This is a genomic window from Methylorubrum subtropicum (assembly GCF_038442325.1).
In the GTDB taxonomy this organism is placed as follows: domain Bacteria; phylum Pseudomonadota; class Alphaproteobacteria; order Rhizobiales; family Beijerinckiaceae; genus Methylobacterium; species Methylobacterium subtropicum.
The window spans coordinates 360012-371810 of sequence record NZ_JBBXMW010000001.1; the positions used below are offsets into that span (position 1 = coordinate 360012).

General features: G+C 72.2%; 10 protein-coding genes. 4 read left to right on the forward strand and 6 right to left on the reverse strand.

Annotation, left to right across the window (positions count from 1 at the left end; genetic code table 11):
* Window positions 1–5: 5 nt before the first annotated feature.
* The 4 genes from AAHG03_RS01695 to AAHG03_RS01710 all read right to left on the reverse strand — a co-directional run bounded on the left by AAHG03_RS01695 (window position 6) and on the right by AAHG03_RS01710 (window position 4953).
* On the reverse strand, window positions 6–1895 hold the full coding sequence (locus tag AAHG03_RS01695) for a pseudouridine synthase (protein WP_342148269.1): 1890 nt from the start codon (window positions 1893–1895) through the stop codon (window positions 6–8).
* A gap of 101 nt (window positions 1896–1996) precedes the next feature.
* Window positions 1997–2173 (reverse strand): DUF1328 domain-containing protein, encoded by a 177-nt coding sequence (locus AAHG03_RS01700; protein ID WP_082552349.1) that lies wholly within the window; start codon window positions 2171–2173, stop codon window positions 1997–1999.
* Between the two features lie 139 nt (window positions 2174–2312).
* Window positions 2313–2516, reverse strand: a complete 204-nt coding sequence (locus AAHG03_RS01705) for a CsbD family protein (RefSeq protein ID WP_342148271.1) — start codon at window positions 2514–2516, stop codon at window positions 2313–2315.
* A gap of 346 nt (window positions 2517–2862) precedes the next feature.
* A complete protein-coding gene (locus tag AAHG03_RS01710) occupies window positions 2863–4953 on the reverse strand; it encodes a putative bifunctional diguanylate cyclase/phosphodiesterase (protein ID WP_342148272.1) in 2091 nt (696 codons plus the stop codon).
* Between the two features lie 221 nt (window positions 4954–5174).
* On the opposite strand from AAHG03_RS01710, the gene AAHG03_RS01715 reads away from it, so the two are divergent.
* On the forward strand, window positions 5175–6092 hold the full coding sequence (locus AAHG03_RS01715; protein ID WP_342148273.1) for an alpha/beta fold hydrolase: 918 nt from the start codon (window positions 5175–5177) through the stop codon (window positions 6090–6092).
* Window positions 6093–6136: 44 nt separating this feature from the next.
* On the opposite strand, the gene AAHG03_RS01720 is transcribed toward AAHG03_RS01715, so the two are convergent.
* Window positions 6137–6838, reverse strand: a complete 702-nt coding sequence (locus AAHG03_RS01720; protein ID WP_342148274.1) for an SDR family NAD(P)-dependent oxidoreductase — start codon at window positions 6836–6838, stop codon at window positions 6137–6139.
* 51 nt (window positions 6839–6889) lie between these two features.
* Window positions 6890–7897, reverse strand: coding sequence for an HD-GYP domain-containing protein (locus tag AAHG03_RS01725; protein ID WP_342148571.1), 1008 nt, complete (start codon window positions 7895–7897; stop codon window positions 6890–6892).
* 255 nt (window positions 7898–8152) lie between these two features.
* Here AAHG03_RS01725 and AAHG03_RS01730 point away from each other — a divergent pair, with 255 nt between their 5' ends.
* The 3 genes from AAHG03_RS01730 (at window position 8153) to AAHG03_RS01740 (ending at window position 11720) form a co-directional block, all read left to right on the forward strand.
* Entirely contained in the window at window positions 8153–8569 is a 417-nt protein-coding gene (locus AAHG03_RS01730) for an HIT domain-containing protein (protein WP_342148275.1), read from the forward strand.
* Window positions 8569–9498, forward strand: coding sequence for an NAD(+) diphosphatase (nudC, locus tag AAHG03_RS01735; protein WP_342148276.1), 930 nt, complete (start codon window positions 8569–8571; stop codon window positions 9496–9498). Before AAHG03_RS01730 ends, nudC begins: the two co-directional genes overlap by 1 nt.
* Window positions 9499–9995: 497 nt before the next feature.
* The gene (locus AAHG03_RS01740) at window positions 9996–11720 is read left to right on the forward strand and encodes an MFS transporter (RefSeq protein ID WP_342148277.1); all 1725 of its coding nucleotides are present in this window, start codon (window positions 9996–9998) and stop codon (window positions 11718–11720) included.
* Window positions 11721–11799: the final 79 nt, after the last annotated feature.

The window sequence follows — 11799 nt, forward strand, 5'->3', positions numbered from 1 at the left end:
GCGCATCAGGCGCCGCCGCGCGGCGGACGCCCGCCGCCCCGCGAGCCGCCGGGCTTGCCGCCGGGACGACCGCCGCCGCCCGCGCCGCCGGGCCGCGAGCCGCCGGGCCGCGCGCCGCCCGCCTTGAACCCGCCGCCGCCCGGACGGCCGCCGCCGCCGGCCTTGAAGCCACCGCCCTTGAAACCGCCCTTGGCGCCGTCGCGGGCCTCGCCCTGGCGCGCGCCGCCCTTGAAGCCGGGCTTGCCGCCGCCGCCCGCGGGACGGCCGGCGCCCTTGAAGCCGCCGCCGCTGCGCTCGGGCCGCCCCTCGGACCGGCTGTCGGGACGCCCCTCGCCGCGCGGGGCGCGGGCCGGGCGCTCGCCGTCGCCCGAACGCTCGGGCCGGGGCCGGTCGCGCGGGGGACCGCGGCGCTCGGGGGCGGCGCCATCGAAGGACCGCTCGCGGCGGGGAGCACCGTCGCTGCGCTCACGGAACGGACGGCCCTCGCCTTGGCGCTCACGCGGCGGGCCGCGGCGCTCGGCGGCGCCCTCGTCGTCGCGGCGGCGGGGACGGGCCTCGCCCGACGGCGCCCGGCGCGGCGCGGCCGAACGCGCGTCGCCGCGCTCCGGACGGTCCTCGCGCGGCCGACGCTCCTGCCGCTCGGCGCTCTCTTCGTTGGTGTTGCGGAAGCGCACGCGGCGATGCGGCTCGGGGGCCGGGGCTTCGGGCGAAGCCTGGAGCCGCTCGACCAGGACGCGACGCTCGCCGACCGCTGTGATGGCGCCGACGCGCTCGCGCCCGCGCTCGGCCGCCGCCGCGCGGGCGGCCTTGGGGTCGCCGCCGCGGCGCGGCACCTTCGCGGCGCGGGGCCGATCCTCGTCGTCCGCCCGCCAGACGGTCGGCGAGGCGGCGCGCTGGGGCTTGGCCGGGGCGCCCACACCCCGCGCCGGAGCGCCCACCCCCCGCGCCGAGGCGGCGGGCCGGGCCGGATCGCGCGGCGGACGGGCGCCGGCGCTGCGCGCCCGCGGGGCGGGGCGCTCGGAATCCTGCGCGCGGGCGGCGGCTTTCGCCGCCTTCTTGGGGCTGCCGAACGGGGCGATGGCCTCGCGCACCGGGCTCTCGAAGTCGACGCCGGCCTCCTCGGCGAGTGTCTTGCCGAGCTGCTCCTTGAGCACCTTGGTGCGGATTTCCTCGACCAGTCCGACTTCGAGGTCGCCGAGCTGGAACGGCCCGAACGAGAGCCGGATCAGCCGGTTCACCGACAGGCCGAGATGTTCGAGGATGCGCTTGACCTCGCGGTTCTTGCCCTCGCGCAGCCCCAGCGTCAGCCAGACGTTGTCGCCCTGCGCCCGGTCCAGCGTCGCCTCGACGGGGCCGTATTCCATCCCGTCGACGGTGACGCCCTTCTTCAGCTTGTCGAGGTCGGCCTGGTTCACGTCGCCGAAGGCGCGCACGCGGTAGCGGCGCAGCCAGCCGGTGTCGGGGTGCGCGATCACCTTGGCCAGCCCGCCGTCGTTGGTCAGCAGCAGCAGGCCTTCGGTGTTGATGTCGAGCCGGCCGATGGCGACGACGCGGGGCAGGTCGTCGGGCAGGCCGTCGAACACCGTGGCGCGCCCCTCCGGATCGCGGGCGGTGGTGACGACGCCGCGGGGCTTGTGCAGGATCCAGAGCCGGGTGCGCTCGCGCGCCGGCAGCGGCTCGCCGTCGACGGTGATGCGGTCGGCCTCCGTCACGTTGATCGCGGGCGAGGTCAGCACCTGCCCGTTCAGGGTGACGCGGCCGGCCTCGATCAGGGCCTCGGCGTCGCGGCGCGAGGCGATGCCGGCCCGCGCGATGGCCTTGGCGATGCGCTCGCCTTCGGGCGCGGCGGCGGCTTCCGCGCCGGCTGCCGGAGTGGTGTCGTTGTTGTCGGTCATCCCGGCCCCTTAGCAGAGCGCGGGGCCGCGCAAAAGGAAAAGGCGGCCGCAAGGGCCGCCTCTCCTCACCGGGCCATGAGGCCCGTGCTATCCGTTCGTCGTCACAGCCGCGGCGAGCGACCGCGCACGGCGCCCATCACCGCCGAGATCAGGAACAGCGCGATGGCGACGAAGAAGACGATCTTGGCCGCTTCCATCGCGGTGCCGGCGATGCCGCCGAAGCCGAGCAGAGCGGCGACCAGAGCGACGACGAGGAAGGTGACTGCCCAACCGATCATGGTGTCCTCCTAGAGGGGTCCGTATCTGGCTTGGAGAATTGCCAAGCTGCCCGGTTCGTTCCGTCGATGGAGCGTAAAACGTTCTCGGAGCGAAAGGGTTCGCCGGGCGGCGGGCCTGCGGCCCTCGCCCGGCGTCAAATCAGATCTTGCTCTTGATCTTGTCGGCCGTGTCGTGGGCGGCCTGCTTGGCGTCGCCCTTGAGCTGCTGGCCCTCGCCCTTGACCTCCTGGGCCTTGCCCTCGGCCTGGAGCCGCTCGTTGTCGGTGGCCTTGCCGAGGCCCTGCTTGATGTTGCCCGCGGCCTCGTTGGCGAGGCCCTTGATCTTGTCGACGGTGCTGCTCATGGCGCGTCTCCCGTGCCCGGGCCCGTCCCGACGGTGGCGTCGGGCTCGGTCGGACGGGAAGTCCAACGAAAGCCGCGGCCGTGATGTTCCGCCGATTAACATTGGGGTCCGCGGGGCGAATCACCTGGGAGCCGGCGCTGGCGCCGACGCCCCCACCGTCATTGCGAGGCGAAACGGACGCAATCCAGCGCTCCGCAGCATCCGGATAGGTCACGCGGCGGCCGTCTCGTCGGTACGGTCTCGCCTCCTTTGGCGACGTGGCGCCCTGGATCGCTTCGGCTCCGCCTCGCGATGACGGGATGGGGCGGCAGCCGGGGCGCTCGGCTCGAAGCCGCGTCAGGCCCGCTCACGCCGCGATCGTCGCGTCCTGCGCGTCCTGCGCGGCCAGCAGGGCCGCGGCCTCGGCCGCCGGGCGGGGCGGGCTGAACAGGAAGCCCTGGACCTCGCGGGCGCCCTCGGCGCGGATGGCGGCGAGCTGCGGCTCGGTCTCGATGCCCTCGACCAGGGTGGTGATGCCGAGGCTCGCCCCCAGGCCCACGATGGCGCGGATGATGGCGCCCGCGTCCGGGCTCGCGGCGCAGTCGCGCACGAAGGAGCGGTCGATCTTGATCTTGTCGAAGGGGAAGCGGCGCAGGTAGCTGATCGAGGAGTAACCCGTGCCGAAATCGTCCATGGAGATGCGCACGCCGAGCGCCCGCAGGCCGTGCAGGGTCTCGAGGTTGGCCTCGGTGTCGTCCAGGAGCACGCTCTCGGTGATCTCCAGTTCGAGTCGGGCCGCGGCGAGGCCGCTGGCGGCGAGCGCGGCGACCACGGTCTGGGCGAACCCCCGGTGGCGCAGTTGCAGCGGCGAGACGTTGACGGCGACGCTGGTGTCGCCGGGCCACGAGGCGGCGTCGCGGCAGGCCTGGCGCAGCACCCATTCGCCCAGCGGCACGATCAGGCCGGTTTCCTCGGCCAGCGGAATGAACACCGCCGGGCTGACGAGGCCGCGCTCGGGATGGCGCCAGCGCACCAGCGCCTCCATGCCGGTGATGCGGTCGTCGGAGAGATCGACCAGCGGCTGGTAATGCACCTCGAACCGGCCGGCCTGGAGCGCCTCGCGCAGCTCGCGCTCCAGCGCGATGCGCTCGCGCACGGTCTCGTCCATCTTCGGCTCGAACAGGCGGAAGGTGCCGCGGCCCGCGGCCTTGGCCTCGTAGAGGGCCATGTCGGCCTCCTTCAGCAGGCGCTCGATGTCGCCCGTCCCGCCGGCCTCGGGAAGGCTCAGCGCGATGCCGACGCTCATGCCGATCTCGGCGCTGACGCCGTCGAGCCGGTAGGGCGCGCTGACGGCCCGGATCAGGCGCTCGGCCAAAGCCGCCGCCTCGTCGGCGTCGGCGACCGCGTGGAGCACGGCGAACTCGTCGCCGCCGAGGCGAGCGACCACGTCGCGCCCGCGCACTTGGTTGCGCAGCCGCGCCGACACCGCCTTGAGCAGGCCGTCGCCGACGGCGTGGCCGAAGCTGTCGTTGACCGGCTTGAACCGGTCGAGGTCGAGGCAGAGCACGGCAAGCCCCCCGCCGGCCTCGCGCGCCTCAGCGAGCCGCTCGATGCCGATCTCGCGCAGAGCCGTGCGGTTGGGCAGATCGGTCAGCCCGTCGTGGCGGGCCATGTGGACGATGCGGGCCTCGTTGCGGCGGCGCTCGGTCACGTCCTCGAAGGTCGAGACCCAGCCCCCGCCCGGCATCGCCCGGTGGCTCACGGCGATCACCCGCCCGTCGGCGAGTTCGCGCATCAGCGCCTTCGGGCCGTCGGCGGCAAGCGAGGTGCGGGTGCCCTCGCTGACGGAATCGACCGTCATTCCGGCGCGGTAGCGGCCCAGCGCGACCAGCTGCTCGATGATCGCCTGCTGGCTCATGCCGACCTGCAGGGCGCCCGGCGCCAGCCCGAACATATCGAGGTAGCGCCGGTTCCACACCTGCAACCGGTGCCGGGCGTCGAACAGGCACAGGCCCTGGCTCATGTTCTCCAGGGCGGCGTCGAAGCGCCGGTTCTGCTCGATCAGCTCGGCATGGGCCTCGACCAGGGCGTCGCGGGTGCGGCGCTGCTCGCTCACGTCGCTGCCGACGCCGCGATAGCCGGCGAAGGCGCCGTCCGCGGAGAAGCACGGGCGACCGCTGATCTCGAACCAGCGCGGGGCGCCGTCGGGATGGCTGTAGATGTAGGTCAGCTCGCGGAACGGGCGCCGCGCGGCGAGCGCCGCGCGGTAGAGATGCAGGCCCTCCGCCTCGAACTCCCAGGCGAAGGCCGAGCGATCGACGCCGAGCAGGTCCGCGACCGGGCGGCCGAGGAACCGTTCGGTCTCCGGCGAGAGCCGGGTGAAGCGCCCCGCCTCGTCCGTCTCCCAGACCCAGTCGGCGGCGATCTGGGTGAAGTCCTCGATGTTCGTATGGTCCATGGCGGGAGGCCCGTTGTCGCCCCGCGGCCTCACCGCGGTCTCATGGCGCCGAGTCTTGCCGGAAAGTCTTAATTTTCGGCATGCCCGCCGCTTAGGCATTCTGCTTACGCATTGATCGATCAGCGAAATTCGAGAGCGATCGCCGACCGGCCCGGCGGGAGCCATCCCGGGCCGTCGCCGTTGTCCAAGACCGTTCGGGGCTTTGATGAGGATTCCTGCCGATGGCGGAGGGCGACGACCTGTTTCCGGGCTTCGACCCGCTCTGGATCGAGGGCCCGGCCGGGCGCTGGTTCGCCCGCGCCGGCGGTCGCGAGGAGGCGCCCCCGCTGCTGCTGCTGCACGGCTTCCCGCAGAGCCACGCCATGTGGCACCGGCTGGCGCCGACCTTGGCCCAAACGCACCGGGTGATCGCGCTCGACCTCAAGGGCTACGGCTGGTCGGCCGCCCCCGATTCGCAGAACGGCGAGGCCTACGCCAAGCGCCGGGTCGCGGAGGAGATCGTCGCGGCGATGGAGCGGATCGGCCATATCCGCTTTCGGCTCGCCGGGCACGACCGCGGCGCGCGGGTCGCCTACCGGCTGGCGCTCGATACGCCCGGCCGGGTCGAGCGGCTGGCGCTCCTCGACATCGTGCCGACCCATGTCCAGTGGGAGCGGATCGAGGCGCAGCCCGGCCTGAACGCGCATTGGCCGTCGCAGGCGCGCCCCGCCCCGGAGCCGGAGCGCGAGATCGCCCGAGACCCGGACGGCTATTTCGAGGGGCTGCTGCGCAAGTGGAGCAACCGGGACGACCTCTCGGCCTTCGACCGCCGGGCGCTCACCCTCTACCGGCAGGCCTGGAACGTACCCGAGCGCATCCACGCCATGTGCGAGGATTACCGCGCGGGCGGCGCCGACGGCCCCGACCGCGCCGCCGACCGGGCCGACCTCGCGGAGGGGCGCACCCTGCAGATGCCGGTGCTGGTGCTGGCGAGCCGGCACTACCTCGACCGGGACAAGCCGGAGACCGCACTCGACGCGTGGCGCCGCACCTTCGCGCCGCAGGCCGAGGGGGTCTCGATCGACAGCGGCCACTTCATGGCCGAGGAGGCGCCGGATGCGACGGGGGCGGCGCTGACGAAGTTTTTCGGGGGTTCCTAAAAACCCGAGCCGACCGAGCGGTTCGAACGGGGCCGTCGCCCCTCTCAAAACCGCTCCACCCACGGCCGCACGGCGACCTCGTCGCTCCACGCGCTGCGGTCCTGGCGCAGCAGGGCGAGGTAGGTCTTGGCGATGGCTTCCGGGTCCAGGGTGGCGTCGGGGTGATCCTCGGAATCCGGGCGGGCGGCGGAGCGGATCGCGCCGTCCACGATCACATGCGCCACGTGGATGCCCTGCGGCTGCAACTCGCGCGACAGGCTTTGCGCGAGGCCGCGCAGCGCGAACTTGCCCATGGCGAAGGGAGCCGAGCCCGAAAAACCCTTCACGCTGGCGGAGGCGCCGGTGAACAGGATCGCGCCGTGGCGGTGGGGCAGCATCCGCCGGGCCGCAGCCTGGGCGACGTAGAAGCCGCCGGTGGCGCTCACGGAAATCGCGTGGGCGACCGCCGCGGGATCGAGGTCGGCAATGCCGCCGCGCAGCCGGGCGCTGGCGTTGTAGACCACCACGTCGGGCGAACCGCCGAGCGCCGGCTCCAGCCGGGCGAACAGGGCCTCGACCGCGCCCGGATCGGTGGCGTCGCAGGCATGCAGCGCGGCCCCGGTCTCGGCGGCGAGGTCTTGCAGCTTTTCGACGTTGCGCGCGGCGAGCCCGACCTTGAGACCGTCAGCGGCGAAGAGCCGGGCCAGGGACGCGCTGAGGCCGGAGCCGGCGCCGACGATCAGGGCGCGCCGATAGGTCGGGATCATGGGGGCCTCCTTATCGATCGAAGACCGCGAGCCGAGGCGGCTGGTTCCGTGTCAGGCCGCCCGCTCCTGCACCAGCGCGACGATGTCGTCCCAGCGCGAGAGGAAGGCGGCGACGCAGGCCGGGTCGAAGTGGCGGCCGGATTCCGCCTCGATATGCGCCCGCGCCTTCTCCAGCGGCCAGGCCGGTTTGTAGCTGCGGGCCGAGATCAGCGCGTCGAACACGTCGGCGACCGCGACGATCCGGCCGGCGCGGGGAATCTCCTCGCCCTTGAGGCCGCGGGGATAGCCGGTGCCGTCCCAGCGCTCGTGATGGGTCAGCGCCACCTCGGCGGCGATCTGGAGCAGGCGCGAGGGGCTGTCGTGCAGCATGCGGTAGCCGCGCAGGGCGTGCTGGCGCATCTCGACCCACTCGTCCGGCGTGAGCGGGCCGGCCTTGCGCAGGATGTGGTCGGGCACGCCGATCTTGCCGATGTCGTGCATGGTGGAGGCCAGCGCCACGTCGTCGGCCTCCGCCCCGCTGAGGCCGAGCCCCTCGGCGACCGCGATGACGCAGCCGGCCACGCGGGTGAGGTGGTCGCCGGCCTGATCGTCGCGGAACTCGGCGGCCAGCATCAGGCGGCGGATGATCTCGCGCTCGCGGGCGGCGGCGTCGGCCAGCGCCTGGGCCGCGTCGCGGCGCATGGCGAGCGCCCGCCGGGCGCTGTCGGCGCGGGCCGAGGCCAGTTCGATCAGCACGCCGACCCGGTCCTGAAGCTCCAGCGCGTCGAAGGGTTTGGTCAGCACGTCGCTGGCCCCGACCTCGCGGGCGAGCCGGCGCAGGGCCCTGGCCTCGCCCTCGGCCACGAGGAGGATGGGCGTTCGGTTGAACTCGTCGCGTTCGCGCAGGGCCCGGATCAGGGCCGGGGCGTCGAAGCGCTCGGGCTCGGCCTCGACCACGATCACGTCGGGCGCCTGCGCGACGAGATCCTCGATCACCCGGGCCCTGAGCGCGACGATGCCGGTCGCGCAGGGCAGGCCGTGCAGCGCCAGGATCAGCGGGGCGGGGGTGCGCGCCGCCACGACGGCGACGCGGGAGGTCCCCTCGCTCGGTTCGGGCGGCCGGGCCGGCCCAGCCTCCGGGGCGGGGCGGGGCGGGAGCGGGGCGGGCGGCGCGGGCTCGGCCCGCCGGGCTTCGAGCGCCGCGCTCAGGCGGGACAGGACGCGCTGGACCGGGGCCGGGATCACCGGGGCGCGCCCCGGCGACGGGCGGGACGGATCGGTGTTTTGCCGCGGACCCTGGCCACCTTTCGGGCCGATGCTCTAGATGCCCCAGCCATGAGCGACGACTTCTCCCTCGACCCGCAACTCATCGCCGACACCCATCACGTCGGCGACCTCGCCCTGTGCTCGGTCCTGCTGATGGACGACGCCCGCTTCCCGTGGCTGATCCTCGTGCCGCGCCGGCCGTCTTTGAGCGAGCTGACCGACCTCGACGAGGCCGACGCCGCCGCCTTGACCGGGGAGATTCGCTTGACCGTCAAGGTGATACAAGCGCTCGCCAAACCCGACAAGGTGAACGTGGCGGCCCTCGGCAACGTGGTGGCGCAGCTCCATGTCCACGTGATCGCACGGTTCCGCTCGGACCCCGCTTGGCCGAGCCCGGTCTGGGGCCACGGCGAGCGCAAACCCTACCCGCCGCACGCCCGCGCCCAGATCCTGGAGCGCGCCGCCCAACTCTTCGCGGCCGCCTGATGGGCGCGCGGGAGGGCGGCGGGCGGGACGCCCTGGCCTATGTCGAGAGCGGCCTCGTGCGCCATTCGGCGGAGGCCGGCGCCGCCCCGGCTCTGGCCCAGGCGGGGGAGGGGGCCGGGCTCGTCCTGATGGCGGGCGAGCGGGTTCTTTTGGGTATGGCGACCGGTGAGGCGAGCGTGCTGCTCGCGCCGAGCGAGGGGGCAAGGGCCGGCGCCCTGAGCCACGAAGTCTTCCTCGGCCGGTTCGGCGAGCGGCCGGTCTTCGCCGCCGCTGCGACCGCGGAGGCCGCCGAGCGGTTTCCCGAGCCCGATTTCCGGGCGGTCGATCTGCGGGCGCTCGCCAGCGAGGGCCGCGTCGCGCGGGCCGAACTGGGGCTCGCCGCGACCGCCAAGTCGCTGCTGGCGTGGCACGCCCGGCACGGCTTCTGTGGCCGCTGCGGCAGCCCGACGACGGTCGGGGCCGGCGGCTTCCGGCGCGAATGCCCGCAATGCGGGCTCCACCACTTCCCGCGCACCGATCCGGTGGCGATCATGCTGGTGCGGCGGAGTTCATCCTGCCTGCTCGGGCGCAGCCCGCACTTCAAGCCGGGGATGTATTCGTGTCTGGCCGGCTTCATCGAGCCCGGCGAGACGCTGGAGGACGCGGTGCGCCGCGAGACGTTCGAGGAGACCGGCGTGCGGGTGGGGGCGGTGGCCTACCACGCCTCGCAGCCCTGGCCGTTCCCCTCCTCGCTGATGCTCGGCTGCGTCGGCGAGGCCGTGTCGGAGGCGATCGCGATCGACCCGGCCGAGCTGGAGGACGCGCGCTGGTTCTCGCGCGAGGACGCGGCGCGGATGCTGGCCGGCACGCATCCCGAGGATCTGACCATCCCGCCGGAGACGGCCATCGCCCACCTGCTGGTGCGCGACTGGGTGGAAGGCCGCCTGTGAGCGGCCTTTCGGGCCGCTCTTCCCTCCTACCCAATCCCCTCATCCTGAGGTGCTGAGCGTCAGCTCAGCCTCGAAGGAGGGCTCCAGGAATCGCGCGACATCTGGAGCCCTCCTTCGAGGCCGCTGCGCGGCACCTCAGGATAAGGGGGTTGGGTAGGAGGGAGGGGGCAGGCGGACTGCCTTTCCGCCCTCCTGTCGATCCTCAAACAAAATCTGACAAACCCAGGAATAAGCACGCCCCTTGAACGTGCAAAGCAGCCCCTCACGTGCCCTCGACAGCACACCCTCAGCCGTTTTTGAAACGCGGCCGCGCTTCCGCATAAATTCTTGATGAAAAATCCGATTTCGGCGCCTCCCGCCCTCTTCTGTCGCAGAGAATCTTGACATAGCGTCGCCGCGCACCACGAGCGGTGTCAAAAAAACAAGTTCAAGATCTGGAGGAGCGCCTGATGGCGACAGGAGCCGCAATACCGCGGACGGAAGCGGACGTCCGACCGATGACCGGCAACGAGAAGAAGGTCATCCTGGCCTCCTCGTTGGGTACCGTCTTCGAATGGTACGATTTCTATCTCTACGGCTCGCTGGCGGCGATCATCGGCGCGCAGTTCTTCTCGGCCTACCCGGAAGCGACCCGTAACGTGTTCGCGCTGCTCGCCTTCGCGGCGGGCTTCCTCGTGCGCCCGTTCGGCGCTCTGGTGTTCGGTCGGCTCGGCGACTTGGTCGGGCGCAAGTACACCTTCCTGATCACCATCCTGATCATGGGCATCTCGACGTTCTTCGTCGGCCTGCTGCCCTCCTACACCACCCTCAACGAGTACGGCATCGGCTGGGTCGCGCCCGTGACGCTGCTGGCGCTTCGCATGCTCCAGGGCCTCGCGCTCGGCGGCGAGTACGGCGGGGCGGCGGTCTACGTGGCCGAGCACGCGCCCAAGGGCCGTCGCGGCTTCTACACCGCCTTCATCCAGACCACCGCGACGCTGGGCCTGCTCCTGTCGCTGATGGTGATCCTGTTCACGCAGATCTACGTCAACGCCAACTACGCCCCCGTCCCGGTCACCGCCGCCGACGGCACCGCCTCCACCATCACGCCGTTCGCCGCCTGGGGCTGGCGCATCCCGTTCCTGGTCTCGATCGTGCTGCTCGGCATCTCGGTCTGGATCCGCATGCAGATGCAGGAGAGCCCGGCCTTCAAGAAGATGAAGGAGGAGGGCACCGGCTCGAAGGCGCCGCTGTCCGAGGCCTTCGGCCAGTGGAAGAACGCCCGCTGGGCGCTGCTCGCGCTCCTCGGCCTCACCGCCGGCCAGGCCGTGGTCTGGTACACGGGCCAGTTCTACGCCCTGTTCTTCCTGCAATCGATCCTGAAGGTCGATCAGTTCACGGCCAACGTGCTCATCGCGTGGTCGCTGATCCTGGCCACCGGCGGGTTCCTGTTCTTCGGTTCGCTCTCGGACAAGATCGGCCGCAAGCCGATCATCCTGGGCGGCTGCGTGATCGCGGCGCTGACCTTCTTCCCGCTGTTCAAGGCGCTGACGGCGGCCGCCAACCCGGCGCTCGCCGCCGCGCAGCAGAACACGCAGGTGATCGTCAAGGCCGACCCGGCGGATTGCTCGTTCCAGTTCAATCCGGTCGGCACGGCCAAGTTCACCAACTCGTGCGACATCGCCAAGGCGCTGCTCGCCCGCGGCGCCGTGAACTACACCACCGAGAACCAGCCGGCTGGCACCAAGGCCACGGTCACCGTCGCCGGCAAGGAGTTCGCGGCCTCCGATCCGACCTTCGCCAAGGATGTCGGCGCGGCGCTCACCGCGGCGGGCTATCCGGACGCCAAGAACCCGGAGATCGTGAAGATCGCCATCGACCCGAAGGACGGCCTGTCGAACTTCGCCAAGGTGGTCGACATCTTCTCCGCGCAGAAGCTGACGATCATCGCCATCCTGACGATCCTCGTCCTCTACGTGACGATGGTCTACGGCCCGATCGCGGCGGCGCTGGTGGAGCTGTTCCCCACCCGCATCCGCTACACCTCGATGTCGCTGCCCTACCACATCGGCAACGGCTGGTTCGGCGGCCTGCTGCCGGCCACCGCCTTCGCCATGGTGGCCCAGACCGGCGACATCTATTACGGCCTCTGGTACCCGATCGTCATCGCGCTGATGACCGCCGTCATCGGCCTGCTGTTCCTGCCCGAGACCAAGGACCGGGACATCTTCGCCGACGACTGATCGTCGCCGGTGCTGTGAACGAAAGAGGAGAGGGGGCTCCGCCGCGAGGCGGGGCCCCCTTCACGTTTCGACGGCCCGG